The sequence below is a fragment of the Terribacillus halophilus genome, from assembly GCF_900101385.1.
Lineage (GTDB): Bacteria > Bacillota > Bacilli > Bacillales > Amphibacillaceae > Terribacillus > Terribacillus halophilus.
This window is the reverse complement of sequence record NZ_FMZB01000004.1, coordinates 109611-136401: the sequence shown is the minus strand read 5'-3', so window position 1 is coordinate 136401 and position 26791 is coordinate 109611. Positions and strand designations below refer to the sequence as shown.

The following is a 26791-nucleotide window of genomic DNA, read 5'->3' as shown; positions in this document are numbered from 1 at the left end:
TCAAGCTTCACCCTTTTGGTATGATTTCAGCCGTTCTTGCAATGTTCCCGCATGCAGTTCAAAAAGATTATGATCATAATCATAAAAGTAAATGGACATCCCTTCACCGGAAATCCGGGTGCGTGATGGCCTTATTTCCAGACCTGCTTTTTCTATCCTATCTTTGTACATTTCAAAATCTGCAACATTCACTTCAAATGCAACATGGTGATATGTCCGTTTCACAATTTCCTCTGCTTGCATGACAGCAATCCATTGTCCACCAATCAGGAAGAATTTCTCAGGATATAAGGAATGGCTTTCATCGCCGCTGTCGTATACTTCTTCTGCATCCAAGACTTCTTTGAAAAGGTCAGAAGTTCGCTTGAGATCCCTGACAACAAAAGTGATATGGCTTATCCCCTTGATCACTTTGTAAGCCCTGCAGTTTGGCCAAAACCATTCGCTCTCAATTTATCTTCTGCCTCTGCAACGATCATTTGCCGCAGCTCCTCAAGTACTGGATGGAATTCGGTATGCGGTTTTAACAAATAGATCATTTCCTTTTCTATTTCTAGCCATGTATCCATCGATGCTTCGTTATGCTGCAGCTGCGCTTCCAGCTTATCCAAGGCATTGGCTACTTTTGCTTCGAATGTTTCTTTCGCTTCGAATTCGAGCCAAAGTGCCTGCAGTTCTTTCCCCGGCCCTTCTGCCAGCATCGCTCGGATATTATGCATTGCTTTTTCCTCTGCCAGACGCTTCTGTTCTTTTCTTTCTGCGTCGTAAAGCGTATCAAATGCCGGTATGTCTTTTGCCTCTGCTTCGACAAGATCGTGGATCATGATCATCTTCAGCAATTTTGACATCTCTAATTTTTCTTCTATGTATGGTTCCAACAGTACAGCCATCAAACCTACACGCCACGTATGCTCTGCGACACTCTCCTGTCTGCCAGTGGACATCCAGCTGTGCCTCATCTCATATTTAAGCTTCTCGGCAAGCTTCAAAACTTGCATGATTCCATTCAAATTTTCCATTGATATCACCCCCTCCACCATTTTACCATATTTTTCATGTGAAATATGTCGTTTTTTGCCCTGGGTAAAATTACTTTCTCTAACGATTATTTTTTGCTGATATGCACTTGACTTTCCCACGCACATACTATAATTTTGCACTAAGGAAAAACATATGTATTTGCCTAAGTATTTTAATTTACCGAAAAGGAGTGTCTTACATGAAAAATCTATTTTCTTTCGTTTCTCCCTTGTTAGTTGTGTTTTTGCTGGCTGGCTGCGGTGCTTCCGATTCTGCTTCTGGTTCTGGTTCCGGTACTGAGGGGGATACATTACAAGTTACAACGACAATCGCTCAAATTGCGGATGCTGCGGTACAGATTGGCGGCGATCACGTGGAAGTTGAAAGTCTGATGGGGCCGGGTATCGATCCCCATTTGTACGAAGCAACGCAGAGTGATATCAAAAAACTGCAGGATGCGGATGTAATCTTTTACAACGGACTGCACTTGGAAGGTCAGATGCTTGAAGTCTTTGAAAATATGCAAAAAGAAACACCTACGGTAGCAATCGGTGACGCTGTTGATAGTTCCCTGCTGTTGTCAGATGCTGAGGATGCCAGCCTTTCAGACCCTCATATTTGGTTTGATATCGCCATCTGGAAAGATGCCATCGGTAATATTACGGATACTTTCATAAAAGAAGATCCAAATAATAAAGCAGATTACGAAGCGAATGAAGCCGCTTATTTCGAGAAGCTGGATGAGCTGGAGAGCTATGCTGAGAAGCAAATGACTTCCATTCCGGAAGAACAGCGCGTCCTTGTGACTGCACATGACGCCTTTAGTTACTTCGGCGAGGCTTATGATATGGAAGTAATGGGATTGCAAGGATTATCAACCGACTCTGAATTCGGTTTAGCAGACATTCAGAGATTGGTTGATACGTTGACGGAGCGAAAAGTCGGTGCTGTGTTTGTGGAGTCGAGTGTATCCGAAAAATCGATCAATGCTGTGATTGATGGCGCCAAAGAAGCTGGCCATGATGTCAAAATCGGCGGCGAACTCTATTCTGATGCCATGGGAGAGGAAGGAACAGAAGAAGGTACCTATGTCGGTATGTACCGACACAATGTCGACACCATTGTAGAAGCTTTGAAGTAGGAGGATATCAAATGGATGCACTGGAAGTAAGGAATCTACATGTCGCTTATGATAGGAAAGCCGTACTGGAACAGGTTGATATGACCATTCCCAAGGAAAGCCTGACGGCCATTGTCGGTCCGAACGGTGCCGGAAAATCAACTTTGATCAAGGCTGTACTCGGTATGCTGAAACGTTCTTCCGGAGAGATCTCTATACTTGGAAAGCCTTATAATCCGAAAAATCGGATTGTAGGCTATGTACCGCAGCGAGGATCGGTTGATTGGGACTTTCCCACGAATGCGCTGGATGTCATCTTGATGGGGCGTTATGGCCACATCGGCTGGTTCAAGCGGCCATCCAAGCAAGATATCGCGATGGCGAAAGAAGCACTGCAAAAGCTTGGCATGGAAGAATATGCGGACAGACAGATCCGGCAGCTTTCCGGCGGGCAGCAGCAGCGCGTATTCCTGGCGCGGGCCCTCGTCCAGGATGCGGAGGTTTATTTCATGGATGAACCATTCGTCGGAGTGGATGCCAAGACCGAAAAAGCGATTATTGATTTGCTTCGGGAATTGAAGCAAAAAGGCAAGACTGTCATTGTCGTCCACCACGATCTTCAAACGGTTCCGGAATACTTCGACCACACACTTCTTCTAAATCGGACCGTCATTGCGAACGGTCCGACCGAGGAAGTTTTTACTAAAGAATTGCTGCAAAAAACATATGGCGGTACGCTGGCATTCTTCACAGCTCCCGGCGAACAGAGAAGCGGGTGATGACATGATACAGGAAATGTGGAGTAGTCTGCTGCATCAGCCCAATACCCAGTGGGTCGTCCTCAGCACGATGCTGCTTGGGATTGCCAGCGGCGTCCTTGGAAGCTTCGCCCTGCTAAAAAAACAAAGCCTGATTGGTGACGCAGTAGCGCATGCAGCACTGCCGGGCATCTGTATCGCCTATCTGTTCATAGGCGAAAAGCAGCTCCTGATCCTCTTGATAGGCGCTACGGCTACTGGTCTTTTGGCAACTTATTTGATTCAGTTGATCACCGCAACGACGCGGATAAAAAAAGATGCGGCCATTTGTATGGTACTGAGTGTTTTCTTCGGAATGGGCATTGTCCTGCTGACTCGGATCACTCGGCAGGCAGATGGCAATAAGAGCGGTCTGGATAACTTCATTTTCGGTCAGGCAGCTGCCATGACACGAAATGATGTGTATACGATGGCTGGTGTGGCGGGAGGCTTGATCCTTATTGCATTCCTTCTATTCAAAGAATGGAAGCTGCTGATATTCGATCCCGACTTCGCTAAAAACAGCGGATTGCCAGTCGGCATGCTCGAGACGCTCTTTTCCACCCTGCTTGTCGTAACAGTCGTGATCGGCATCCAGGCTGTCGGTGTGATCCTTATGGCAGCTTTGCTCATCATTCCCGCGATCAGTGCCAGGTATTGGACAGATCGCCTCAGCTTGATGGTGATCATTGCTGGTGGAATCGGGGCTTGCTCGGGCATTGCCGGTGCTCTGATCAGTACGATCAGCACCGGCTTGGCAACTGGCCCGCTAATCGTTGTAACCGCGGCCGGCTGTTTTGTCGTATCTTTCACTTTTGGCATAAAGCGCGGACTTATCCAAAAACTGACGGCACATCGCATTCGCACGGAACGCTTAAAGGGGGAAGGGATATGACTTACGAAGGCTGGATTTTGCTGACTGCTTGTCTCGTCGGCATCAGCTGCGGCATGGTTGGCTGCTTCCTTATTGTCCGTCGGATGACGATGCTTGCCGATGCAATCAGTCATAGCATACTGCTCGGAATAGTGCTCGCTTTTCTTATCGCTAACAGTCTTAACGGTATATACATGCTGATCGGTGCAACAGTCATCGGTTTCGTCACAACATTCGCCATCCAATCCCTTCATAACGCCGGGGTCCAGGAAGATGCCAGTATCGGGATCGTGTTCACGACCTTCTTTGCTATCGGCGTCATCCTTATTTCGTTATTTGCAAGGGATGTCCATTTGGATGTCGAGCATGCGCTCATGGGAGAGATCGCCTTCATTCCATGGAATACGCAAAACATACTTGGTTTCGAGATACCGAAAGCGACAGCAATGTTATTATGCATCACTATCTTTGCTTTGCTCATCATCCTGCTTTTCTATAAGGAATTGAAACTTACTTCCTTCGATGCAGCACTTGCATTGACGCTCGGCCTGCCGGTCACCTTGATTCATTATTTGCTGATGGGACTTGTTTCCATCACAGCCGTCGGTTCATTTGACGCTGTCGGCGCCATCCTTGTCGTCAGTATGCTCGTGGTGCCAGGCTCTTGTGCTTACTTGCTGACCGATCGCTTGTCGATGATGCTTCTTTACAGCTGCTTGTTCGGGATATCAAGTGCCATAATAGGTTATTATGGAGCGCTCTTGTTCGATGTTTCGATTGCCGGCTCCATGAGTACAGCAAGCGGTATTCTGTTTTTGCTGACTTGGATTTTTTCACCGCGTTATAGTTTATTGCGCCGATTCCTCATCACTGCCTCCTAAGCAAATGGCTGCTGCCATTTGCTTTTTTTCTTCCGCTTCCTTCCATTCATGTTAAAATGACATCACAACCCTTTCAAAAAGCGAGGTTTAGCAGATGAAACGAAATGGTAAGATGGAAAGCGCCATGATCGACAGCATCTATTTGGATGAGCGTCTGGAATTGCGCTGGTATAAGCCGGAGTCCTTCTCTCCCCTGTATAAATATCAGCTATGCATCATGCAGGATGGAAATGACTATTTCCAAATGGGGCGCATAGCGACATTAAGTGATCAGCTGCATAGTGACAGTCAGATTAAAAATACGGTTTTTGCCGGAATTCACTACCGCGATCGTTATGACCGGATTGATAAATATCATCCTGATGGGAAGAAACATGAAGCGTTTCTGCAGTTCTTATTGCATGAAGTACTGCCAGTACTGGAAGATGATCTGCCGACATTACATATGGGTGCGACCAGGACATTGATGGGCGATTCCCTCGCTGGCACTCTCTCTTTAGTTGCCGCCCTTCGTTTTCCCCATACTTTTGGCGGCGTTGTGATGCAGTCCCCATTGGTGGATGAAACTGTCATGCGTGAAGTACGTGATGCCAAGCAGCTGGATAGTCTGTCCATTTATCACACGATTGGAACGAATGAGACTTCTGTTCCTACTTCCTTCGGTAAAGAGATGGATTTTGTGGAACCGAATCGCAGCTTACAGGAATACTTCCAATCAAAGACTATGGACTATACGTACCGGGAATTGGAGGATGCGGACCATACGTGGAAGTATTGGCAGCGTGATATGAAACGGGTATTGACAGACGTTTTCGGCTGATATGCCGGACGCATACAGTTCGCACTATCTCTGGTATAATAAAGGACAGAAAGCAAACGATACGCATGCTATTCATTCTTAATTGGAGGTACTTTAAGATGAACTACACGATAGCTATTTTCCCATCTAATCAAGTTCAGCAAGAGGCCAATTCGTACCGCAAAAGATTCGATTCCGCTTACGCTCTCATCAAACCGCATATGAAGGTGAGACAGCCATTTACATTGGATGCAGAAGAACTGATCGACGCAGTGAGTGAGCTGAAACGGATTGCACGCGAAACAGCTCCTTTTTCTTACAAAATAGAGAAAGTAAGTACGTTTGCACCCGCTCACAATACACTTTACTTCAAGGTGTCTCCTTCCGAGCAGCTTAAAACATTGCACGAGAAGTTATACCACGGGTTTTTCGATGGTGAAAAAGAATATGCATTCATCCCCCATATTACGATTGCACAGAATCTATCAAATGGGGAATACGCTGACTTGTATGGAACGTTGAAGCTGAAGCAATTCCAATATGAAGAACAAGCTGCACAATTTCATTTGCTCGAGCAGCAAGAAGACGAGAAATGGATTGTGAAAGAAACTTTTACATTAGGTGAAGAATAAAAATGGACATAATCGTAGCAGAAAACAGCATCCAACAACAAGATGCTTTCCAAGTAAGAACACTAGTATTCGTTGAGGAACAAAAAGTACCTGCAGACCTTGAAATTGATGAGCTGGAGAATGAAAGTATCCATTTCGTCGGATATGAGGACGATGTTCCTGGTGCAGCAGGCAGAATGCGACTTGTCGATGGCTATGCCAAAATGGAACGCATATGTATACGGAAGGAATTCCGAGGCAAGCAATTCGGACATAAGCTGATGTGGGCCATGGAAGAAGAAGCCAAAAAGCACGGTATGCAAAAAGCAAAGCTGAATGCACAGACCCGCGCAATCCCTTTCTATGAACGATTAGGTTATACAGTCGTTTCCGAAGAGTTCATGGATGCTGGCATTCCGCATAAGACAATGACAAAACAACTATGAGGCTCCCTTGATGGGAGTCTTTTTCGTATAGGTCGCGCAACCTTGGGCATGCTTCTCTTGAAGGGGTGTGAACGAACGTGGGAATTTATTTAGAGATAGTCTTGGAAGTGATTTTTGGTTTTGTTGGTCTTTTCGTATTGACGAAAATACTTGGAAAGACGCAAATGAACCAAATTACGCCATTCGATTTCATCGCTGCAGTTGCAGCAGGTGAACTGTTCGGGAATGCATTGTTCGACCCCGAAGCCGGCATCCCTCACATTGCTGTTGCCATCATTACATGGGGAATTCTCATGCTGGTCATTGAAAAATTGACACAAAAATTCAAACGAACACGCGGTCTTCTGGAAGGTAAGCCCTCTGTCATCATTTCACGAGGTGAAATTCAATATAAGGACATGAAAGTGAATAAAATGGACTTTAACCAATTGATGCATCAGCTTCGGGCCAACAATGTCTTTTCCTTATCAGAAGTTGATTATGCCATCATCGAAGCGGACGGCAGTTTGAGCGTATTGAAGAAAAGCGCCTATCAGACACCGACGCGAGATGATCTGAAGCTGCAGGAACAGCCCAATCCGCTTCCAGTATCCTTTATCCTTGATGGAGAAATCATTGAAGATAACGTCATCAATAGCGGAAAAACACTTGATTGGCTGAAACAGGAAATCAAAAAACAAGGATTCGATGCCGCAGCAGATGTTGCATACGCAGAATGGACACCCTCAAAAGGATTGTTTACCCGAGCCTATCATTGAAAACTAACACAGAGTATCTATATAACGCCCTTTTCCAGTCAGGAGACCGAATGTATGACTGTCAAAGGGCGCTTTATTACCTGATTGTTTTCTTTCCTGATCCGGCATCGATGCTTGATCGTCCATTCGTTCCTGGACTCGCTGCTCGAATGTATCTTGTTTCCTGTCCAACACTAGTGGATTTGTCTTCTCGATCGTGTATCTGTTCTTTTTCACTCCGATGATCCTGTTTTGATAGTCCATATATTGATAAGCGGGTACAGGTGTTATCCAGCTCATGGTCTCTCCTCCCTTTATATCCTTATTCTTTCTTTCCCTCTTTTTATCCTTTTTTAACCATATAAAAAAGCAGCCGAAGCTGCTTTGATCAGAACCAGAAATTTCGGCGCCCTTGGCCCTTATCGTCGTCTTTCTTGTCATCATCATGTTTGTCATCATCGCGTTTGTCATCATGATCATCATTTCTCTTACGGCGTGGGCCGAAGATCGGATCAAAATCAAAGTCACGATTTTTTCTGTCATGATCATGCTTATCTTTTTCTATATCATCAGTATCCAATACCACTTTGTCAGCTTTGATGATGAGGTTTTTAACATGGATAACCTTTTTTTCTTCAGACACAATATCACTCCTTTTTCATAAACTCAATTCTGAGATAGTTTATGTTCCATTAATGTTATGGTGTTCAGCTTTTGCCTATATTGAATTTTTTTCCTTCCACATACACCCACGAATTATTCGTTAAAGATGTAATTCGCCCACACACAACATAGGGCATCTCATATCTTATTAAAGACGATACGTCATCACTTTATCAATTCGAGAGGGGTTAAACATCATGAGCTGTGGATGTGAAAAAGGCACAGGCTGCGTCAAGGACATCCTTAAAGAAATCGCTAATGCACAAAAGGATATCTACACGGAATGCTGTGCTACAAGTGCGGAACAATCCATCAATGATCTTCTTGGCAACTGGGGAGGATCTACTGGTTTCGATACAGTACCTTTCATAATCTATACCGAGAACGGTATACCTTTCAGAGGATTAGGAGTTGTACCGGGAGCTACACCAGGAACTCTTGGACCACTTGCAGCAAGCTACTATTTCCGTGTAAAGACTGTATATGAAGACGATTGTGCGGTTCTAGAATTGCTACGCGATCCAGCGGATTTAAACTTGACACCAGATAACATCGATGTTCAAGCTGTGGCAAACTTAACTGCAACCGGGCTTTGCTTCACTGTCGATTTACACTGCTTCTGCCATATCACAACGCTTCCTGCCATCTCTGCTTTTAACGGAACTACCGGCACACCGGGAGCTCCAACTATCTAAAAAAAGAAGTTCAATCTTGGAAAACAAGATTGAACTTTTTTTTAGAATCCAAGTAACTTAATATCCTTCACACTGGATAACTTAATTTCCCGTTTAAATGGGCGTCTGATAGATTTGAACTGTATCACATCTTCTTCTATCCCTGATATAGTTCCAATAAAGCTATTTTCCTCCGTTATTACCTCACATTTCATTCGAGGAATTTGAGATGGAAGATTTAACAAGTAACTAGTCTTTTCTGTGATACTAAGATCCTTGAAATCCCCCTTTTTGGATTTCTTGACACCTTCTTTCACTACCACTTCTTCAACAGATACACCAGCCGGTTTCGGTTTAACATCGTCTGTTTTTACCTCTTTCTTCTTATCCCTTGTCGTACGAAAAGCCTGCTGCATTTCTGCTTTTGGCAGATCAAGCTTCGGCTGTGCGATGAACAGCAGTGGCTGCTGGCGCCGTACCTTTTCTTTGGACATGCGATGTCCTCCTCTGCATAGGTTTCTTACCCAGTATATGCAGGCAGCCGATGAGCGTGCCCAAGATACATAAAGAAAAAGACTGTCCGCAGACAGTCTTCATTCCAGCAACTCACGTAAATCTCCGACATATTCCCCTGATCCGGTCACGATGAGTCGATCATCCATCCGCAATACTGTATCGCCGTGCGGGACGATGGAATCTTCGCCTCGGAAAATCCGTACGATGATCAAATCACCATGAAAAGGAAACTGTCGTAACGAAACGCCCTCATATGCAGCATTCTGCATCGATACTTGATAGAGGGCATTATCTTGATTCGTCAGGATATTCATCACACTCGGTGCTTCTATAAGAGCTTTCAGCAACGCATTGGTAGACAAGATAACCGAGAATGCTTCCACGCCTTTATCCTTTAATTCATCGCTTAAAGCAGGCTGTTCAATTCGAGCGATGACGCGTTCGACTCCCAATTCCTTCGCATAAAGAGCAATTTCTTTATTTTGGGCTTCATCACCGGTGGATACGACGAGTATATCTACATTAAATACACCCAGCACCTCCAGCTGAGCAGGTTCATAGTTCTCCAGTTCCTGGATATCGAACTCTGAATGCGCAAGACTTTCATCGATTTTGTCCTGCCTTGTATGATACAGATGCGTCTGATAATAGCGCCCGTCCAAGTTCCGCACTGCCGGCATCGTCAGCTGGTTTGCACCAATGAAACCAACATCGTACTTCCGGTCTGTATCCGCATAACGTACATAGAACCGCTTAAAGAACCAAGGGGTAATGATACAGCTGATAACAGCTACAAGGATCAATGCCCCCTCCATTTTGGCATCAATGACACCGATCCGCTCCCCGATCGCAGCAGCTGCAATGACCAATGAAAGCGTAGATGTCAGGATGGTCCCTGCACTGATCACTGAACGCCAGTCATACCATCTGCGTAAATAGAGGATTGGTACGAGCTTCGAAATAAGCAGTGCAATCAGGAGTAATGGGATAAGGATCAGAATTTGCGGATCTGTCAGCAATGCGCGCAAATCCATTTCCACCCCTACCATTACGAAGAAGATGGGAATAAGGAAACCATAGCCGAAGCTGTCCAGCTGATGCACAAGCTCCTGATTCGGCGACAGCAGCGAAACGAGTGTCCCAGCCAGGAACGCCCCCAGGATATTCTCCGCCCCGACAGACTCGGATACGGCGACAAGTACAATGATGAGCGTGAAGACTGCTCGCGTACCTATCTGGATTGTTCCCTTCGACATTGTTTCGATGAAGGAGCGTTTTTGGAATATCTTGCCAACCAAGTACAAAAGAACACCGACTCCAAATAGTATAAGTAAAAGCCACATATTGCCGCCTTCGTCACCATAAATGGAAGCAAACACTGCCAAGAGAATCATCGTTGCCAAATCTGCAATGACTGCGATCATAAGGATGGTTTGTCCAAATGTCGACTTCATCATTTGTGCTTCCTTTAACGTCGGCACCACTACCCCCAATGAAATGGTCGAGATGATCAGCGTCATGAGGAAGACATTATCTATAAAGCCAGCCAGAACGAATGCATATGACAATCCAACCGATAATACGAGGATACCAAGGAATACAATAACCGAGATGATAAACGGAGATTGAGCTGGCTGTTTATCGCTTTTTCGTTTATCCTTCCCAGCAAAAATTGAAAAATCAATTTCAAGTCCACTTAAAAACATCAGGAAGATGAAACCGAGTGTGGACAATGTATCGAGCCAAGTGCTTTGATCAACTAGATCTAAACCGCTTTGGCCGATGATGAGACCGACGATTATTTCCGCTACAACTACAGGGAGCGCACGGAGCTTCAGACGGTTCATGAGAATTGGTGTAAGGAATGCTGCCAAAATGACAACGACTAAGGATATGATGGATTCATGCTCCATGCCGGTCCCTCCTTTTTTCTATTGTGGTAAAAATCCCATGAAGGCTGTTGCCAGCCCGAAATAAATCAAGATTGAAATGATATCATTTATCGTCGTGATAAAAGGACCCGAAGCGACAGCCGGGTCGATCTTCAGCTTATGCATAATGAGCGGAATAACAGCCCCAGCTAAAGTTGCTACTATTAAGGTTGATAGGATAGATAACCCGATAAGCAGCCCCAGGTAAAAACTTTTTTGCCATATGATTACTACCAAGGTAATGATAATGCCACAGGTGACGCCGTTAATGATGCCTGTCAAACCCTCTCTGATCACCATGCGCATTTTTCCTCGTCTTGCTACATCTCCCGTCGCCATGCCTCGTACTGCAACAGCTAGTGCTTGTGTACCTGTATTACCGCCCATCCCCCCGATAACTGGAATGAAACTGGCAAGAATCGCAACTTTGCTGAGTGTATCTTCAAACTGACTTATCATACTTGCCGTTATCATACCAAGGAATAGAAGTGCAATGAGCCAAGGCAGCCGTTTACGGGCAGAAACGAAGGCACTGTCCTCCCCTCTTTCGGTGTCACTGACACCGGCTAAGCGACTGTAATCCTCATCTGCTTCTTCTTCCATGACATCCAGGATATCATCGACGGTGATGATGCCAAGAATATGGTTCTGGAAGTCAACGACCGGCAGCGCCAGGAAGTCATAATCGCGCACCATTTGGGCGACATGCTCCTGATCATCCCCGACAGAGACACTGACGATCCTGTCACTCATCACTTCAGAAATGAGCCAGTCCTTCTCGGCTATGATCAGATTACGCAAGGAAATGACGCCGACCAATTTTTTATCTTGATCGACGACATACGTATAGTAAATCGTTTCAGCATCTGGTGCTTCCGCTCGAAGATGCAGCATCGCTTCCCGCACTGTATCAGCCGCGCTGACACTGACGAATTCCGTCGTCATGATACTCCCGGCTGTCTTATCTTCATAGTGAAGCAAATGCTTGATTTCATCAGCTGCATCTTTTTCCATGATCGTAATGAAGCTTGCAACTTTATTTTTGTCCATTTCTTTCAAGATATCCACCGCATCGTCGGCTGACATTTCAGCCAGTACTTGCGCTGCATAACGCGAGTACATCTCTGTGAAATAAATGTCCGCGTTTTCCTGATCGACGTTTTCCATAATTTCTGCCGTTTCATCCGGTGAGAGATAGGAATAAATCTGTTTGCGGATCTCTTCGGGCTCTTCCTCGAAAACAGCTGCTTGATCGTACGGGTGCAGTTCTAGGTATTCTGCACGAAATTGATCGATTTGCTGGTTGGCTAGTGCTTCCCTGATTTTATTTTGGTATAGTAAAATCTCTTGGTTTTCTAAATGATCCATACGCCTGCCTCCTCGCTTGCAAGAAATTTCAATAGTAAGTAACGTGTGGCTGTTTGTCAACGGAAAATCGACCGATCCAAGAAAGGTTTAAGAAACTTTAATAGAGTTCACTTAATTTATCCGTCATTTTGTTGTAAACTGTAACAAGATTATATTCCACTCATTTGCAAAATCTAATCGCTTTTATAGCAGCTAGAGATGCGGAAGGAACGAAAGAAAGGTTTTGTGTATGAATTCTAACAAATTTCGGTTAGATCTAACAATTATATTAGTTTTGATACTGCTTGGTATCGTCTCTTCATTCACGCTATATGAGTTGCAGCCGACACTATCCGGTATTGCAGCCCAGACCCAATATATGCCGCGTCAGATTATGTGGTACATTGTGGGAGCTGTTGTCATTGCTGTCATGATGCTGATCGACTACGACAGACTCCGTCAGCTTGTATGGATTTTTTATGGTATCGGTATGGTTATGCTCCTAATGCTCTTCTTCCGGTTCCCATCAGCTATCATCAACACTGCGAATGGAGCGACGAGCTGGTTCATCCTGCCTGGTATCGGTTCGATGCAGCCTTCTGAATTCGTTAAAGTATTTGTCGTCATTGCTTTGGCACATGTAATCATGTCACACAATGAAAAAAACACGATCCGTACGAATAAATCGGACTTGTTCCTGCTAGGGAAACTGCTTGCAGTCGCCCTTCCGCCCATGTTATTGGTTGCGTCACAGCCTGACCTTGGTGGTTTCTTAGTATTGGCTGCCATCCTAGGGGCAACTATTCTGGTCTCCGGGATAAGCTGGCGGCTCTTGTCGATGATACTTGGAATCATACTAGGTGTTGCTGTATTTGTTGCCATTCTGTCGTACATCTTCCCGGATCAAATCGGTTCATTCTTGCAGGAGACAATCTTTAAACACGTCGAAAGTCGCTTCCTGGGTTGGCTGTATCCCGAGAAATATCCGGATTCCAGCTATCAGTATCGTTTGGGATTGATGGCGATCGGATCTGGAATACTATTCGGCAAAGGCGCGTCCAATTTCGAAGTATCCATTCCGGAACGGCATACGGATTATATCTTCTCCGCTGTCGCTGAACAGTTTGGGTTCATTGGATCGGCACTAGTCCTTTTCCTATTCTTCATCCTCATCTATCGGATGATTCAAGTAGGATTGGAAAGCAATGAACCGTTTGGAAGTTATCTCGCAGCCGGGTTCATCGGGATGTTCACCTACCAAATATTCCAAAATATCGGGATGTCGGTGGGACTGGTTCCGATTACCGGACTTCCGCTTCCATTCCTGAGTTATGGAGGAAGCTCGACGCTTGCCTATATGATCGCTATCGGCATTGTGCTCAATATTCATTCCAGGACACGGACATTCATGTTCGAAACACAGAAATAAGCCTTACATAAAAGGGAAAGCTATCTGAAGCTTTCCCTTTTTTGTATAGAGGAGTGATATAGATGAAAATAGATTTTATCGGAGATGTCCATGGCTGCTTGCCAGAGCTGCTGGAGCTTTTTAATGAACTGGGTTATAAGATGGAAAACGGACTTTTTGTTCATCCTGAAAAACGGCGGCCGTTTTTTATTGGTGACTTGACTGATCGCGGCCCCGATTCATTAGGTGTGATCGAACTCGTCTATCGACTGGTCGAAGAGGGAATCGGCTATTATGTACCAGGCAACCATTGTGATAAGCTTTACCGATATTTACTCGGCAACAATGTTCAAATCAAGCATGGCTTGGAAACTACGGTAGCCGAACTGCAGAACAGTTCGCCGAATCAACGGCGGAAACTATCCAATATGTTTATGCAGCTTTATAAAAAGGCTCCGCTTTACAAGCGGATCCCCGAGCTTGGAGCTATTGCCGCGCATGCTGGAATCAAAGAATCCCTTATCGGCAAAGAAGGGAAAAAAGTGAAAAGCTTTGTTCTTTATGGAGATACGACTGGGGAGATGGACGAGCTGGGCCGTCCAGTCAGATTGGATTGGGCCAAGCATTACCACGGGGAAGACTGGATCATCTATGGTCATACGCCAGTTTTGAACGCCCGCGTCATCCATCATACAATCAATATCGATACCGGGTGTGTTTTCGGCAACAAGCTGACTGCCTGTCGCTTTCCGGAACGCAGTCTGCATAGTGTTCCCTCCCAGCAGCCCTTCGTTGATGAGAAATTCCGTTCATTCGATTAAGAAATCAACTGGAACCGGAGAATGGAAAGTGAGCAGACGCTTCGTAAATGGATGGACAAAGCGCAGCTGCTGAGAATGCAAAGCCTGCCTATTGATGACATCTGTTTTCCCACCATAAAGGGTATCGCCTGCAAGCGGGTGACCAATAAATGCCATATGGACCCGGATTTGATGTGTCCTCCCAGTGGCAAGCTTCACTTCCACCAGTGTGTGGCCGGCGAAGGTTGTCTGCCGGCGGAAGTATGTGACTGCCATTTGTCCATCGGTTCTTACTTCCCGTTCGATGATTGAGCCTTCTTTCCTGCCGATCGGCTGGTTTATGGTCCCGGTGGATTCTGTCATCGCACCCTCGACCAGGGCCATATAGGAGCGCTGGATTTTCCCTTGCTTTTGATCAGCAGCTAAGAGTGAATGAGCATAACGATGTTTTGCTACCAGCATCAATCCCGACGTATCACGATCCAGTCTTGTCAGGATATGGACTGTATATGGAAGTCCTTGCTCCTTGTAATGCCACAGCAGGCCATTAGCAATCGTACCTGTTGGCTGGTTCATTGATGGAATCACCGCAACATGAGGCCGCTTATCCAATACGATTACATGATCATCTTCATAGACAATCGGCAATTCAAGCCGCTCTGCCTCCATATAAGCGCCTGCTTCTTCCTCCGGCAGCTCCACTTCCAGGCGATCGCCTGTTTTACCAACATGCCAAAGAGGCGCCGACTGCTGATTGAGCATCACCAGCTTTGGCTCCTCCTTGAATGTTTTGAATAATCTTCTTGAAACTCCTTGCGACTTCAGGAAATCCTTGATGATGATCTCCTCGGGCAAGGTCCAGCTTAATTTCATATATTCTACCTCTTATCTGCAATGAATGAGTCATGCACCCGTTTCCAGAAGGGAAATGGCCTAAAGCGGGCAAAACGAACACGCTGCTTCGCGACTGAGCAAGTAATGGACTCGATATCTGAATGATTCTCGGTCATATGATCGATGGCAATCAAGAAACTTTTATCCAATGTCGGCCGGAGCGTGCAAGGATGATGGCTCGGCAAAATAAGCGGAGAACCAATCGTCCGGAACACGCGATTATTGATGGAGGCAAGCTCCGTTACTTGAATTGATGCCAAAGAAGGATGGATGATGGCACCATTAAGCGCTTTATTGTACGCCGTACTTCCAGAAGGTGTCGATATGACAAGACCATCCCCCCGGAATGTTTCAAAATGCTCCCCTTTGATCGATACATCAAGGACAACCGAACCATCTGGTGTCTTGACGGAACATTCATTCAATGCCAGGTGCTCGTCCACTCTGCCGTCTTTGTGGGTAATGGAAATATCGAGCAGCGGATATTCCACGATATGATACGGCTTATTGGCGATCTGCAGAAGCAGTTTTTCCAATTCTTCTGGTACCCAGTCTGCATAAAACCCCAAATGACCGGTATGGATACCAATGAATGCCGTGCTGTCCAGCCGATGGACATATGTATGGAAATTCTCAAGGAATGTGCCGTCCCCACCGACGGATATCGCAAGATCGGGCTCCTTTTCATCGTGCTCAAAATTGAAATGAGCCAAATGTTCGATAATCGTTTCTTTGATGCGGTCCGACTTCTCATCTCCCCGTGAAAGAACCGTATACTTCATCCCTGCTAACACCCCTATTTATGCTTTTTGATTTGCTGCTGGTCATGATAAATCCGCTGTGCTTCCTGCACTTCATCCCGAATTTTGGACATTTCCTCATCCAGCCGGAATGCTGCTTCAGCCGCTGTTTTCAATCTTGTCTTCAATTCTGAAGGTATCTGGCCATCGTATTTATAATTTAGGGAATGCTCATTTGTAGCCCAGAAGTTCATCGCTAGTGTGCGGATTTGGATTTCGGCAAGTACTTTCTTTTCTCCATGGATCGTTTCAACTGGGTATTCAATGATCATATGATACGAGCGATATCCGCTTTCCTTTGTTTCCACGATATAATCAATCTCATTGACAATGGTGAAATCATTGCGTACTTTTAGCATGCCCACAACCGTATAAATGTCATCGACGAACTGTGTCACGATCCGCAATCCTGCAATATCCTGGATTTCCTTATGCAGCTCATCGACAGTGACTTGCTTATTTGCTGCTTTTTGGAGAATGCTTCGTATCGGCTTCACCCGTCCGGTGATGAACTCGATGGGAGAATGGCGTGATTCATTTTCGAATTGAGCACGCATCCCCTTCAGCTTCACTTTCAGTTCTTCTACTACCTGTACATATGGTGCTAAAAATACTTCCCAGTTCATGCTCTACATAGCCCCTTTTCTTCCCAGCAGCGTCTAGTTGTTCCAGATGCATTCTATCTGCTTTCAGTGTATCATAAAAGCAGCTTGGCATAACAATCGAAAACACAGATGTTCGCACAGGGGGTATCAGCATGCCGCAAGAAATCGAAATCGAATTTAAGAATCTGCTCACAGAAGCGGAATTTGAGAAACTATATTATGCATTTGAAATGAACAGTTCACCCGCTATCCAGCAGGTGAACCACTACTTTGAAACAAAGGACTTTCAGCTGAAACAACATGGAGCTGCCCTGCGAATCAGAGAAAAAAACGGGAAGTTTCAAGCCACTTTGAAACAGCCGCAAGGTGATGGGCTGCTGGAAACGCACGATGCTTTGACGGAGCAGCAAGCCAAAGCTTGGCTGCAGGGGCAAATTACGCTTGGTCCTGAAATCGGCGAACAGCTCAAAGACTTAGGCATCTCAGCAGGTGAGTTGATTTATGGAGGTTCATTGGAGACTATCCGCCGGGAGAAATCATATAATGATACTACGATTGTCCTGGATCAAAGCATCTATGGAGACACTGTCGATTACGAGTTGGAGCTGGAAGCCCGCAGCTATAAGCATGGAGAGAATGTTTTCCTATCTCTTCTTTCCGAACATGACATAGGGAAGCGCAAGACTCCAAACAAGATCCAGCGCTTCTATGACAGCCTCCAAAACAGATAAGTTGCCCAACCCAATGGCAGCCTGATAAAATAAGTTACAGTCAACTCCATAGGGCAGATGTTATGTTGATTGCTCTTTGCATAAGAAAGGAAGAATCATGAATCAAGCTGAAACATTGTACGATGGTATTGGCGGACAGGCCACATTGGAACGGCTGGTGGATGCCTTCTACCGACGAGTGGCGGAGCATCCCGATTTAAAGCCGATTTTTCCGGAAGATTTGACGGAGACTCGCCGCAAGCAACAGCAGTTCCTGACACAATTCTTCGGCGGACCACCGCTTTACACAGAAGAGCATGGTCACCCGAAGCTAAGATATCGGCACCTCCCTTTCAAAATCACACCTACGCGTAAGGATGCATGGCTTTCCTGCATGGCAGCTGCCCTCGCGGAAACTGACATAGAGGAACCTTATAAAAGCATAATATTTGAACGACTTGCGCTTACCGCACATCATATGATGAACACACCAGATGAAGAGAAAGGAGAATCGATATGAGCTGGGAATCTTCTAATTCAAAACAGCAAAGGCTTGAGGATGACTGTGGCGGATTTTGCGGGCTGTTTCCTTCCTCAAAGAAACCCGTGGAGATTTACGTTTTTATCGATCCGCTTTGCGAAGATTGCTGGTCACTCGAGCCTTTTCTCAAGAAACTAACAATGGAATATGGGCAATACTTCACTTTGCGCCCAATATTGACCGGGGATTATCAGCCGCTTGTACGAGAACGTAGCGAATGCACGTATCCAAAAGCTGTCCTGCAGCCAGATAATATTTTATTGAACAACGCCGTCTCTTTTCCATGGCGGACTTCACTTGCGATCAAAGCAGCGGAACTGCAAGGAAGAAAAGCCGGGACCCGCTTCCTGCGAACAATCCAGGAAGCATTGTTCTTGAATAAACAAGATATCACAGCGGATGAAATTCTCATCGAATGTGCTAAAATCGCCAATCTCGATTTGGAGGAGTTTCATGAGGATATGTACTCCGCTTCAGCGAAAAAAGCATTCCAATGCGATGTGAAGCTCGCGAAAGAATTGGAAATCGACGAATCCCCTTCTATCGTATTCTTCAATGAATCCGAGGAAGATTCCGGTATCAGGATTTCCGGTTTGTATGGTTACGATGTGTATGTCAACGTCCTGCACCAGATGCTGCAAAGAGACCCGCAGCCGGCAGAGAAACCTCCTGTGGAAGAGTTCCTCTCCAGCTATAAATTTGTGGCCAGCAGGGAAATTTCATTGATATATGACTGGACGACTGCACAGACGGAAAAAGAAATGAAAAAGCTTCAACTGAAACAGATGGTAGAACGCATTCCTATCAAACATGATACTTTCTGGAGATATAATATCACTTCAAAAGCTGAATAACATTTTGCTGCACTCATCCCTGACAGCCGCACTTCCTGTGCGGCTGTTTTTCATTGCCTGGAATCGGGAATCGAAGAAACTGTACAGAGGAGATTGAAATAGTTGAAACAACTTCATTTCGATTCAAACGGCTTACAGTTGGCTTATTAGGACAAACACGTCAGATCCAGTCACGTCCTAATGGCTTATTCGCACGTGCGATTCTCTATAAACCATTTATGAACAAAACAAACGGATGATTTGAGAGGTCATGGCTAAAGTGCACACACTGCAGTTACAGCAGCCGCCAAATACGCTTGCAACACTATCGAACCCATAATACTCCTGAGAGGCCTATGAAGCCGAAGAAGGCTGGCGGCTCCTCTTTGATACCCATGGTATCAAAGCATCCTAGGATTACCTGAATGGCGATTATACGTACCATAACGTAACTTGTCCGACATTGATCATGCGCGGTTCCCACTCCCCTATCTTGTCAGAAGAAGTATGGGAAGAAATGAAGCAGCCTTTATCTGAAGTGGAAGCAGAACATTTCGCTGACTGCGGACATTCCATCCATTTTGAGGATTCGAACAACTTCACAACTTCCGTTCACCAAATAAAATTAGAATCCATAACAAAAAGGCCTGCCTAATGGCAGACCTTTTTGCTTGTATAACTTCTACTGAGGGGATGGGAGAACAATAATCCAAACAAAGGGGACTTGTTTGTGATGTTTCTCACAAATATAATGTACCAAATATAAGACGGAATAGCAACTACTTTGTGCACATTTTCACAAAAAAGTCACAAGCTTGCTTAGTCTAGTCCTTTGCATGGCCGCATAAAGTGTTGATAGTCGGAGGTGTTACCATGAAAGGAATCGGTATCCTATTGATCGCCTGGGTCATTTTCGCTTTATGTTTCAACATTCTTGGCATGCTTCACCTCGTTTCCATGGTGATTACGCTGCCTGTGTTATTCTTGTCGTTGTTTGTTGCTGTCTATTTCTTTACCAGAAAAAGAACATATAAAGGCATGAAAAAACCGACGCGATAGCGTCGGTTTCCCTTATTTCTGCAAGAGCTTTTCCATTTCATTCAATTTTGCTTCGAATACATCGAGTGCGGATAGGATGGTCTGTTTATCCGTCATATCCACCCCTGCTGATTTCAATACCTCGATTGGGTAGTCACTGCTTCCGGCTTTCAAAAAGCCGACGTATTTCTCGACAGCAGGCTGCCCTTCCTCCAGGATTTTAGCGGATAATGCAGTAGCAGCCGCGTAGCCTGTAGCATATTGATAAACATAATAATTGTAATAGAAGTGAGGAATACGTGCCCATTCCAAGCCGATTTCTTCGTCGATTGTCAAACCATCGCCAAAGTATTTTTTATTCAAATCATAATACATGGATGTCAGCTTCTCTGCTGTAAGCACTTCTCCATCCTGCTGATGCTTATGGATCATATGCTCGAATTCAGCAAACATCGTCTGGCGGAAGACAGTACCGCGGAACCCTTCCAGGAAGTGATTCAGCAAGTAAAGCTTCTCTTGCTCGTCATCCACGTTATTGATCATATATTCATTCAGCAAAGCTTCATTACAAGTAGATGCAACCTCTGCAACAAAAATGGAATAGTTGCCGTAGCGATATGGCTGGTTATTCCGAGTGTAGTAACTATGCACCGAATGTCCGAATTCATGAGCCAATGTGAAAAGATTATTCACGTTATCCTGCCAGTTCATCAGGATATATGGATTCGTTCCATATGCTCCAGAAGAATAGGCACCACTGCGTTTACCTTTATTTTCTTCCACGTCGACCCAACGGTTGTCAAAGCCTTCTTTCAGGATGGACTGATAATCTTCACCTAAAGGCTTGAGTCCCTTAAGGACGAGCTCCTTCGCCTCTTCATAGGACACTTTCATATCCACGTCTTTAACAAGCGGTGTATAAAGATCATACATATGCAAATCATCAAGACCAAGTACTTTCTTGCGCAATGCCACATAGCGATGCAATAAAGGCAGACGTTCATTCACGGCTTCCACAAGGTTATCGTATACTTGCTCTGGGATATTATTATTATCCAAAGCCGACTGTCGGGCGGACTCGTAATTCCTTACCTTTGCATAGAAGTTATTCTTCTTCACTGTACCTGAAAGAGTGGAAGCGAATGTATTCCGGAACTGACCGAATGTATCATACATGGACTTGAAGGCATCCCGGCGCACCCGCTGGTCCTTCGATTCCAAGAATGTGACGTAGCGGCCATGCGTAACATCCACTTCTTCCCCTTCTTCATTCTTGATACTCGGGAACGTCAAGTCCGCGTTATTGAGCATTCCAAAAGTAGCGGAGCCATTATCGGTCACTTCGGATGCCTGTGCAAGGAGTGTCTCTTCCTTTTCGGACAGCACATGTGCCCGCTGGCGGCTGATTTCACTCAACGTATGCTCGTACAACTTGAGATCATCACTTTCTGCCAGGAATGCCTGTATGCGATTTTCATCAATTGCAAGCAATTCCGGAACGATATAGCTCATTTTACTAGAGATTTGTGTGATCAATAGCTCTGCTTTTGATTGCAATGCTTGATAATGCCCGTTCGTCGTATCCTGATCATAACGCATATGTGCGTATGTATAAAGTTTACCGATACGCTCGGATAGCTCATCCTGCATCTTGAACATCTGATACAATGTATCTGCAGACTCTCCAAGCTTGCCTTGGAACGCTGAGATTTTATCTCCATCCGCGGCCAGCGCCTTGCGCTCTTCCTCCCATAGTTCGTCAGTAGCGAATATATCCTCCAGGTTCCAGGTTCTTTCTACTGGTACCTCGCTTCGTTTCGGTAAAGACTTAGCTGATTTTGACACAAACATCCTCCTCCATTGCTGCTTCCCTTTTTCTGTCTTACAAGATTACTTCGTATAATGACAGGGAAAATCCTTCAATTATAAGCATTTTCTCTCTTATATTATATATAAAAGAAGCAGATTCATGCGAAGAAAACGATTATATCATTTCTGAAAATGGAGAACGCCTTTTCTTCACGTAAACATCCGTTCCCATCTGTTCAAACCAGCCATGCAGACACAGATGGTTCATATATGATTCGACCGGATGGATATCACTCGAAATGGCATACGGCTTATGCAGGACTTCCCATCTTTTGCTTACATGCTTCAACCGCTCAAGAGAAATGCTGTTCATAACCGGCAAAGGAATCAGCTGCTCCAGCCATAAGTCGGTCTGCCAAATATATGGAGGAACGGACATATGATACTGAGCTTCAACGGGATATAAAATAGTCACAGGTATTTCCTGAAGCGTCAACCCACGCTCATATAACTGCAGGACCCATCGTTTCATATTTCCAGGAGCATATGTCAGTGGCTTTGCTGCCATTCTCGACTGAAAATCAATCCACGTCTGCTTGATTTTTTGATGGTTTTTCGGAAGGGGATGAAAAAGCTCGGGGAATTGTATCTGCTGAAGGGGAAGGAAATAAAACTGACCGACAGTTTGTTTTTTACCTGTTAGAAGAATATGCTGGACATTGCAAAAAGCTTCACTATCCGAACAATAGTACAGCAACTGTAAAGGCATATCCCGCTTGTATTGCATGAGGAAACGCTGATCCCTTTTTGAAAGATCGAGCATGAATGTGGATGTACGCTTTAATCGATTACCGCCCAGTATCCATATGGGCCGAATTCCATCATGCTCATACGCTTCGTTACGCCTGAACAATTCTTCATCCGATATAGATGCACATTGATATTCAATCGCCAGCCTTTTGCCGCCAGCGGTATGGAGCAGTAAATCGGGGCGTCTAGTCGACTTCTCAATCCGTTCCTCCAATCTGACAGTAAGCCCTTGCCGTTTGAACCAATGAAAGAGCTGCAGCTTGCCACGCATATGATAGAGACTTTCTCCGGTTCGGTTCAATTCGCAATCATGGATTTGTTCATGAGCAAAATGAGGGATCACTTTCTTCCCCGCACGAATGATGACAGCCTTTTTGCAAGCAGGACAGAGAAAGCGATGTTTCCTTAATTTATGGATTTGCTCTGTTCGATATGCAGCGAGCAGTACTAGTCTGCCATCCTCCAACTCGGCCTGCAACATACCTTCCACCTCCTTGAGTTCAGTATAACTCATCAAGCAGGTGAGAAGGAAAAACAGTTTTAAAATTGCATTTTTGGCCATAAAAAATAGACATTCTTTAAAACGAATGTCTATTTAAGAGGGAAGTATTGCTTCACGTTTGTAAGTGCGTCATTGGCGAAGATCACCTTGCCATACTCTTCCAATCGGTAAATCGTTGTTTGGGAATCATAGCCAAACTCTAAAATTTGGCTCAGGATATCCTCCTGTTCATCATCTCCAAGCACTGTATCATCGAATTCCACATACAGCATATATTTGTCCTTATAATGGAATAGTCTGTTGTCGATGCCATAAGTTTTTTCAAAGTAATGACTTAGCTGAATCACATCTTCGAAATCCCGGAATTGAACGATGAAGGACAGCTCCTCTTCGTCCTCCTCTTCTGTATCTTGATGATGGGAGCCGAATTTCTCTTCAAGAACAGAATCGACTTTCTCCTCTACGGATGATGGAATGGCTTTATCATCCACATTAAGCTCCAAGCTTTCTCCATCCTTGGAAAGCTGTGCTTTCGTCACGACGATTTCCAACCCTTTATCCATCGCCTGGACTTGGATCCAAAGCGGTCCATCGACACTGAAGTCTTCTTTGTAATTGACTTCATCCATCATCTGCCAGAACAATTGCTCACTTCTTTCGCGGTTATACCAAATATCTTCTTTATCGAAGCCGCGGTCTTCAATATCTATATAAGATATATAAAATTTGATTGTGTTTTCATTAATTCTTTCTATTTCCATGGTTTTCTCTCCCTCCAGTAAAGTGGCAGGTGAAAAACGCCCTCATGCCTTTACACTTCCCGTATTCCCTTACCCTCAATCTAACTTTTTCTGTGTCTATTTCTATTTTATGATAAATCCTTCCGCATGGAAAACAGAAAGGCTTGTACTTGCCGAAAAAAGGCGAATGACCTCATCGGATTCTGTCCATTGTAGCGCATTTCAGATAATTTGTCACCCGGATTGCAGAAAGAAAAAAGACGTGGATCCTCTTGGATCCACGCCCTTTATCTGTAAATGATTAGTTGACCATGCGCTGTGCTTCACGCAGCTGGAAAGTACGCACCGTTCTTGGCAAGAAGCGGCGAATTTCGTCTTCATTATAACCGACCTGCAAGCGTTTCTCATCAAGAATGATCGGACGTCGCAGCAAGCCAGGATTTTCTTGAATCAAGCTATATAACTTCTTCAACGGTAATTGATCTAAGTTCATATTTAGGCTTTGGAAAACCTTGGAGCGTGTAGAGATGATCTCGTCCGTACCATCCTCTGTCATACGCAGGATTTCCTTGATTTCTTCAAGTGATAATGTCTCGGAGAAGATGTTCCTCTCTGTGAACGGAATATCGTGCTCTTCTAACCAAGCTTTAGCTTTGCGGCAAGATGTACAACTTGGTGAGGTATAAAGTGTTACCATTTAACTTCACTCCTCAATACAGAATATGTTTCTATTTCTTTGCCCATGGAAAGATTTTATTTAAAATGATTTTAATTTAATCTCCCTATGTACAAGTATACTACAGCGGTCAAGTTATTGAAAGACTTCCTGAAAGATACCACAGTTTTTACACAAATATACGTTTGTATCGTTGTTATGGTTCCTGTTTTCCCTGTCATCAGGGGTTAAAACCTATTTTAGTAAATTATTTTTGTTTATCTTCCAATGCATTAAAAATGCTATCCTTCGCTCTATCCTTTGAGAATGTCAACACTTCATCCGAAGTCTGATAAGCTTCCCCATACAACTGCCTGTCTTTGTACGTATGAATCTGTTCATACATATCCCGCATGGCTTCGAATATCTCTTTTTCCGACTCTTCATTTGGTGTCCAGTATAGGATTTCCATCGGATTCTCCTTATCCGTCGCCAAGGAACGGCGATTATAGCCAATTGTCTGGGCATGCTGAAAACCTTGCCTTTCATAGAAACGAAGCCGCTTCTTTGAATCAGAGTCCTCATATTGAAGCGGTTCGACTTCCAAAAGAATCGGCTTCCCCTTCTTCTTCATCCTATCAATAAGCTTACCGCCGACGCCTTGTCCTCGGGTATTCGCTGCAACATATAAATAATCGATAAACAGGAAATGGTCGAATTCTGCGTACATCAGGACATGATTCTCACTCTCATCCTTAAAATATACATCAGCTTTTTCCTTCAGCAGCAATTCCATATGTTCCCTCGACTTCATCTCCTCTATCGGGAAATACTTACTAAGCTTCTCATACCAATTCATAAAGCAGCTCCTTCAGTGATCGTTATAGCATAATTATACCCGCAGCTACCTACAATAAACAAAACAGCCTCCCTGATCGGGGGGCTGTCTTTGTATCACGGTGTATAGTCCACACCTTCTGTATAGCTGTTTGCTGCATTCCAAATGAGAAATTCATCGATGCCATTCTCATTTAGCGCACGGATTTGATCTTCCACTTCCTGTTTACCGTACTGTTTGGAAGATACCCATAGGGCTTCGAAGTCTTGTATCCATGGTCTGGATTTCGGTTTGTTCGCAAGCTTGCCCAGGACCTCGTTCTCTACTTTTGCGTATTCAGCTGTCAGCTCATACGGATGATCATTCGGCACATCCAATCCAAAATAAGAAGTCCAGTGGCTCGGATAGATCATCGAAGAAATGACATCGACATTCGATGAAATCTTGGAGAAATTCTGCCCGATTCCCGGTGCTTCATCGAGCGTCGCTGCATAACCGAAAATATCAACAGACGTTTGGACATCATAATTAGCTAATTGCTCTTTTGCATAAGCAACAAAATCCGTTACAGCGTTCACTCGCTTTTGTACATTGTCCGTATCCTCATCTGTATAATCCCCAAGATCATATTGGAGTTCATCATCTTTCGTTTCAAAACCTTCCGGGAAGCGTACATAATCAAACTGAATCTCCTGGAAGCCCATCATGGCCGCTTCCTTTGCCAGCTCGACATTGTATTCCCACACTTCATGCTGGAACGGACTGACGAAAGCTTCTCCACGACCGTTCTTCCAGACACTTCCGTCTGAATTGGTAAAGGATAATTCCGGTTTCTTCTCGGCTAATAATGTATCTTTGAATACGACAATCCGTGCAATTGGATATATTTTGTGTTTTTCCAATTCCTTAAGCATTTCCTGCGGGTCATCTATATAGTTTTGGGCTATGTCATAATATGGTGATTTTTTATCAGGAGTGTATGTAATGTTTCCATGATCATCTTTGATATCAATAACCATTGCGTTAAGATCCGTATCATCCACCAGCTTCACTAAACTGTCGAATTTAGCACCTCCAGCACTAGGTCCAGTTACGTAAATTCCCCTGACGGCATCAGGATAACGAAAGGACAGATCCGATGAATATGTAAATCGTTTCATGACATGCGGCACTTCGTATGCCTGAACAGTTTCGGCTCGGGCGCTCAGCTGCTTTCCTTCCAGTTGTTCGCCTTCATTTGCAGCAAGTGCGGCAGTTGGCAGCAGAGCTGTAACGGAAAAAGCGGCTGTCAACATCATCTTTTTGAATTTTCCCATTCTATCAATCTCCTATGTGGTGTTAGTTTCATTATAAGGGAGATATTTGGCAGATGAAACCGGTTAAAGACGAATT

Annotated in this window: 31 protein-coding genes; 15 read left to right on the top strand and 16 right to left on the bottom strand. The window is 44.6% G+C overall.

Going from position 1 to position 26791, the window contains the following annotated elements; all coding sequences use genetic code 11:
- Positions 1-411 (bottom strand): FosX/FosE/FosI family fosfomycin resistance hydrolase, encoded by a 411-nt coding sequence (fosX, locus tag BLQ53_RS08820; protein WP_093726945.1) that lies wholly within the window; start codon positions 409-411, stop codon positions 1-3.
- Positions 408-1019: an HD domain-containing protein gene (locus tag BLQ53_RS08815; RefSeq protein WP_093726944.1), complete on the bottom strand. Its 612-nt coding sequence runs from the start codon at positions 1017-1019 to the stop codon at positions 408-410. The genes fosX and BLQ53_RS08815 overlap by 4 nt, the downstream gene beginning before the upstream one ends.
- 200 nt (positions 1020-1219) lie before the next feature.
- On the opposite strand from BLQ53_RS08815, the gene BLQ53_RS08810 reads away from it, so the two are divergent.
- The 8 genes from BLQ53_RS08810 to BLQ53_RS08775 all read left to right on the top strand — a co-directional run bounded on the left by BLQ53_RS08810 (position 1220) and on the right by BLQ53_RS08775 (position 7306).
- Positions 1220-2161: a metal ABC transporter solute-binding protein, Zn/Mn family gene (locus tag BLQ53_RS08810; RefSeq protein ID WP_093726943.1), complete on the top strand. Its 942-nt coding sequence runs from the start codon at positions 1220-1222 to the stop codon at positions 2159-2161.
- Between the two features lie 11 nt (positions 2162-2172).
- A complete protein-coding gene (locus BLQ53_RS08805) occupies positions 2173-2919 on the top strand; it encodes a metal ABC transporter ATP-binding protein (protein ID WP_093726942.1) in 747 nt (248 codons plus the stop codon).
- A gap of 4 nt (positions 2920-2923) precedes the next feature.
- The gene (locus BLQ53_RS08800) at positions 2924-3832 is read left to right on the top strand and encodes a metal ABC transporter permease (RefSeq protein WP_093726941.1); all 909 of its coding nucleotides are present in this window, start codon (positions 2924-2926) and stop codon (positions 3830-3832) included.
- Positions 3829-4692, top strand: coding sequence for a metal ABC transporter permease (locus BLQ53_RS08795; RefSeq protein WP_093726940.1), 864 nt, complete (start codon positions 3829-3831; stop codon positions 4690-4692). The genes BLQ53_RS08800 and BLQ53_RS08795 overlap by 4 nt, the downstream gene beginning before the upstream one ends.
- 94 nt (positions 4693-4786) lie before the next feature.
- Positions 4787-5512 (top strand): alpha/beta hydrolase, encoded by a 726-nt coding sequence (locus BLQ53_RS08790; protein WP_093726939.1) that lies wholly within the window; start codon positions 4787-4789, stop codon positions 5510-5512.
- Positions 5513-5610: 98 nt separating this feature from the next.
- Positions 5611-6123, top strand: coding sequence for a 2'-5' RNA ligase family protein (locus BLQ53_RS08785; protein ID WP_170829628.1), 513 nt, complete (start codon positions 5611-5613; stop codon positions 6121-6123).
- Positions 6124-6125: 2 nt separating this feature from the next.
- Positions 6126-6548, top strand: a complete 423-nt coding sequence (locus BLQ53_RS08780; RefSeq protein ID WP_093726937.1) for a GNAT family N-acetyltransferase — start codon at positions 6126-6128, stop codon at positions 6546-6548.
- 77 nt (positions 6549-6625) lie between these two features.
- On the top strand, positions 6626-7306 hold the full coding sequence (locus BLQ53_RS08775; RefSeq protein ID WP_244499304.1) for a DUF421 domain-containing protein: 681 nt from the start codon (positions 6626-6628) through the stop codon (positions 7304-7306).
- Positions 7307-7309: 3 nt separating this feature from the next.
- Here the strand turns inward: BLQ53_RS08775 and BLQ53_RS08770 are convergent, their stop codons facing one another.
- Positions 7310-7585 carry a hypothetical protein gene (locus tag BLQ53_RS08770; RefSeq protein ID WP_093726936.1) on the bottom strand — a complete coding sequence of 92 codons (276 nt, stop codon included), beginning with the start codon at positions 7583-7585 and terminating at the stop codon, positions 7310-7312.
- A gap of 88 nt (positions 7586-7673) precedes the next feature.
- Positions 7674-7928, bottom strand: a complete 255-nt coding sequence (locus BLQ53_RS08765; protein ID WP_093726935.1) for a hypothetical protein — start codon at positions 7926-7928, stop codon at positions 7674-7676.
- Positions 7929-8145: 217 nt separating this feature from the next.
- Here BLQ53_RS08765 and BLQ53_RS08760 point away from each other — a divergent pair, with 217 nt between their 5' ends.
- The gene (locus BLQ53_RS08760; RefSeq protein WP_093726934.1) at positions 8146-8643 is read left to right on the top strand and encodes a CotY/CotZ family spore coat protein; all 498 of its coding nucleotides are present in this window, start codon (positions 8146-8148) and stop codon (positions 8641-8643) included.
- Between the two features lie 41 nt (positions 8644-8684).
- Here BLQ53_RS08760 and BLQ53_RS08755 read toward each other — a convergent pair whose 3' ends face one another.
- The 3 genes from BLQ53_RS08755 to mgtE all read right to left on the bottom strand — a co-directional run bounded on the left by BLQ53_RS08755 (position 8685) and on the right by mgtE (position 12437).
- Entirely contained in the window at positions 8685-9116 is a 432-nt protein-coding gene (locus tag BLQ53_RS08755) for a CotO family spore coat protein (RefSeq protein ID WP_093726933.1), read from the bottom strand.
- A gap of 99 nt (positions 9117-9215) precedes the next feature.
- The gene (locus BLQ53_RS08750; RefSeq protein ID WP_093726932.1) at positions 9216-11051 is read right to left on the bottom strand and encodes a monovalent cation:proton antiporter family protein; all 1836 of its coding nucleotides are present in this window, start codon (positions 11049-11051) and stop codon (positions 9216-9218) included.
- Between the two features lie 18 nt (positions 11052-11069).
- Positions 11070-12437 (bottom strand): magnesium transporter, encoded by a 1368-nt coding sequence (gene mgtE, locus BLQ53_RS08745; protein WP_093726931.1) that lies wholly within the window; start codon positions 12435-12437, stop codon positions 11070-11072.
- Between the two features lie 229 nt (positions 12438-12666).
- Here mgtE and BLQ53_RS08740 point away from each other — a divergent pair, with 229 nt between their 5' ends.
- Entirely contained in the window at positions 12667-13845 is a 1179-nt protein-coding gene (locus BLQ53_RS08740) for an FtsW/RodA/SpoVE family cell cycle protein (protein ID WP_093726930.1), read from the top strand.
- A gap of 62 nt (positions 13846-13907) precedes the next feature.
- Positions 13908-14645, top strand: a complete 738-nt coding sequence (gene prpE / locus BLQ53_RS08735) for a bis(5'-nucleosyl)-tetraphosphatase PrpE (protein ID WP_093726929.1) — start codon at positions 13908-13910, stop codon at positions 14643-14645.
- On the opposite strand, the gene BLQ53_RS08730 is transcribed toward prpE, so the two are convergent.
- The 3 genes from BLQ53_RS08730 to yjbM are packed head-to-tail and all read right to left on the bottom strand — an operon-like array spanning position 14634 to position 16944.
- Positions 14634-15497: an RluA family pseudouridine synthase gene (locus BLQ53_RS08730; RefSeq protein ID WP_093726928.1), complete on the bottom strand. Its 864-nt coding sequence runs from the start codon at positions 15495-15497 to the stop codon at positions 14634-14636. The two genes, prpE and BLQ53_RS08730, sit on opposite strands and share 12 nt — an antisense overlap.
- Positions 15498-15502: 5 nt before the next feature.
- A complete protein-coding gene (locus BLQ53_RS08725; RefSeq protein WP_093726927.1) occupies positions 15503-16300 on the bottom strand; it encodes an NAD kinase in 798 nt (265 codons plus the stop codon).
- A gap of 14 nt (positions 16301-16314) precedes the next feature.
- On the bottom strand, positions 16315-16944 hold the full coding sequence (gene yjbM, locus BLQ53_RS08720; RefSeq protein WP_093726926.1) for a GTP diphosphokinase: 630 nt from the start codon (positions 16942-16944) through the stop codon (positions 16315-16317).
- A 131-nt stretch (positions 16945-17075) separates the two neighbouring features.
- Between yjbM and BLQ53_RS08715 the strand changes: the two genes are divergently transcribed.
- The 4 genes from BLQ53_RS08715 to BLQ53_RS08695 all read left to right on the top strand — a co-directional run bounded on the left by BLQ53_RS08715 (position 17076) and on the right by BLQ53_RS08695 (position 20066).
- Positions 17076-17654: a CYTH domain-containing protein gene (locus BLQ53_RS08715; protein WP_093726925.1), complete on the top strand. Its 579-nt coding sequence runs from the start codon at positions 17076-17078 to the stop codon at positions 17652-17654.
- A gap of 97 nt (positions 17655-17751) precedes the next feature.
- Positions 17752-18153, top strand: a complete 402-nt coding sequence (locus BLQ53_RS08710; RefSeq protein WP_093726924.1) for a globin domain-containing protein — start codon at positions 17752-17754, stop codon at positions 18151-18153.
- Positions 18150-19028 (top strand): ClpXP adapter SpxH family protein, encoded by an 879-nt coding sequence (locus tag BLQ53_RS08705; RefSeq protein WP_093726923.1) that lies wholly within the window; start codon positions 18150-18152, stop codon positions 19026-19028. Before BLQ53_RS08710 ends, BLQ53_RS08705 begins: the two co-directional genes overlap by 4 nt.
- 852 nt (positions 19029-19880) lie before the next feature.
- Complete coding sequence (locus tag BLQ53_RS08695; RefSeq protein WP_093726921.1) at positions 19881-20066, top strand: hypothetical protein; 186 nt, start codon at positions 19881-19883, stop codon at positions 20064-20066.
- 12 nt (positions 20067-20078) lie between these two features.
- Here the strand turns inward: BLQ53_RS08695 and pepF are convergent, their stop codons facing one another.
- The 6 genes from pepF to BLQ53_RS08665 form a co-directional block, all read right to left on the bottom strand.
- Positions 20079-21890 (bottom strand): oligoendopeptidase F, encoded by a 1812-nt coding sequence (gene pepF / locus BLQ53_RS08690; RefSeq protein ID WP_425288290.1) that lies wholly within the window; start codon positions 21888-21890, stop codon positions 20079-20081.
- A gap of 139 nt (positions 21891-22029) precedes the next feature.
- Complete coding sequence (locus tag BLQ53_RS08685) at positions 22030-23145, bottom strand: competence protein CoiA (protein ID WP_170829627.1); 1116 nt, start codon at positions 23143-23145, stop codon at positions 22030-22032.
- Between the two features lie 110 nt (positions 23146-23255).
- Positions 23256-23927 (bottom strand): adaptor protein MecA, encoded by a 672-nt coding sequence (gene mecA, locus BLQ53_RS08680; protein ID WP_093726918.1) that lies wholly within the window; start codon positions 23925-23927, stop codon positions 23256-23258.
- 280 nt (positions 23928-24207) lie between these two features.
- Positions 24208-24603, bottom strand: coding sequence for a transcriptional regulator SpxA (gene spxA, locus BLQ53_RS08675; RefSeq protein WP_093726917.1), 396 nt, complete (start codon positions 24601-24603; stop codon positions 24208-24210).
- Positions 24604-24829: 226 nt separating this feature from the next.
- Complete coding sequence (locus tag BLQ53_RS08670) at positions 24830-25420, bottom strand: GNAT family N-acetyltransferase (protein ID WP_093726916.1); 591 nt, start codon at positions 25418-25420, stop codon at positions 24830-24832.
- Positions 25421-25515: 95 nt separating this feature from the next.
- Entirely contained in the window at positions 25516-26715 is a 1200-nt protein-coding gene (locus BLQ53_RS08665) for a putative glycoside hydrolase (protein WP_093726915.1), read from the bottom strand.
- Between the last annotated feature and the right edge of the window lie 76 nt (positions 26716-26791).

Coding starts and splice junctions, on each gene's coding strand:
- BLQ53_RS08815 (WP_093726944.1), bottom strand. CDS start 1,019: ATGGAAAATTTGAATGGAATCATGCAAGTTTTGAAGCTTGCCGAGAAG.
- BLQ53_RS08810 (WP_093726943.1), top strand. CDS start 1,220: ATGAAAAATCTATTTTCTTTCGTTTCTCCCTTGTTAGTTGTGTTTTTG.
- BLQ53_RS08805 (WP_093726942.1), top strand. CDS start 2,173: ATGGATGCACTGGAAGTAAGGAATCTACATGTCGCTTATGATAGGAAA.
- BLQ53_RS08800 (WP_093726941.1), top strand. CDS start 2,924: ATGATACAGGAAATGTGGAGTAGTCTGCTGCATCAGCCCAATACCCAG.
- BLQ53_RS08795 (WP_093726940.1), top strand. CDS start 3,829: ATGACTTACGAAGGCTGGATTTTGCTGACTGCTTGTCTCGTCGGCATC.
- BLQ53_RS08790 (WP_093726939.1), top strand. CDS start 4,787: ATGAAACGAAATGGTAAGATGGAAAGCGCCATGATCGACAGCATCTAT.
- BLQ53_RS08785 (WP_170829628.1), top strand. CDS start 5,611: ATGAACTACACGATAGCTATTTTCCCATCTAATCAAGTTCAGCAAGAG.
- BLQ53_RS08780 (WP_093726937.1), top strand. CDS start 6,126: ATGGACATAATCGTAGCAGAAAACAGCATCCAACAACAAGATGCTTTC.
- BLQ53_RS08770 (WP_093726936.1), bottom strand. CDS start 7,585: ATGAGCTGGATAACACCTGTACCCGCTTATCAATATATGGACTATCAA.
- BLQ53_RS08760 (WP_093726934.1), top strand. CDS start 8,146: ATGAGCTGTGGATGTGAAAAAGGCACAGGCTGCGTCAAGGACATCCTT.
- BLQ53_RS08755 (WP_093726933.1), bottom strand. CDS start 9,116: ATGTCCAAAGAAAAGGTACGGCGCCAGCAGCCACTGCTGTTCATCGCA.
- BLQ53_RS08750 (WP_093726932.1), bottom strand. CDS start 11,051: ATGGAGCATGAATCCATCATATCCTTAGTCGTTGTCATTTTGGCAGCA.
- mgtE (WP_093726931.1), bottom strand. CDS start 12,437: ATGGATCATTTAGAAAACCAAGAGATTTTACTATACCAAAATAAAATC.
- BLQ53_RS08740 (WP_093726930.1), top strand. CDS start 12,667: ATGAATTCTAACAAATTTCGGTTAGATCTAACAATTATATTAGTTTTG.
- prpE (WP_093726929.1), top strand. CDS start 13,908: ATGAAAATAGATTTTATCGGAGATGTCCATGGCTGCTTGCCAGAGCTG.
- BLQ53_RS08730 (WP_093726928.1), bottom strand. CDS start 15,497: ATGAAATTAAGCTGGACCTTGCCCGAGGAGATCATCATCAAGGATTTC.
- BLQ53_RS08725 (WP_093726927.1), bottom strand. CDS start 16,300: ATGAAGTATACGGTTCTTTCACGGGGAGATGAGAAGTCGGACCGCATC.
- yjbM (WP_093726926.1), bottom strand. CDS start 16,944: ATGAACTGGGAAGTATTTTTAGCACCATATGTACAGGTAGTAGAAGAA.
- BLQ53_RS08715 (WP_093726925.1), top strand. CDS start 17,076: ATGCCGCAAGAAATCGAAATCGAATTTAAGAATCTGCTCACAGAAGCG.
- BLQ53_RS08710 (WP_093726924.1), top strand. CDS start 17,752: ATGAATCAAGCTGAAACATTGTACGATGGTATTGGCGGACAGGCCACA.
- BLQ53_RS08705 (WP_093726923.1), top strand. CDS start 18,150: ATGAGCTGGGAATCTTCTAATTCAAAACAGCAAAGGCTTGAGGATGAC.
- BLQ53_RS08695 (WP_093726921.1), top strand. CDS start 19,881: ATGAAAGGAATCGGTATCCTATTGATCGCCTGGGTCATTTTCGCTTTA.
- BLQ53_RS08685 (WP_170829627.1), bottom strand. CDS start 23,145: ATGTTGCAGGCCGAGTTGGAGGATGGCAGACTAGTACTGCTCGCTGCA.
- mecA (WP_093726918.1), bottom strand. CDS start 23,927: ATGGAAATAGAAAGAATTAATGAAAACACAATCAAATTTTATATATCT.
- spxA (WP_093726917.1), bottom strand. CDS start 24,603: ATGGTAACACTTTATACCTCACCAAGTTGTACATCTTGCCGCAAAGCT.
- BLQ53_RS08670 (WP_093726916.1), bottom strand. CDS start 25,420: ATGAATTGGTATGAGAAGCTTAGTAAGTATTTCCCGATAGAGGAGATG.
- BLQ53_RS08665 (WP_093726915.1), bottom strand. CDS start 26,715: ATGGGAAAATTCAAAAAGATGATGTTGACAGCCGCTTTTTCCGTTACA.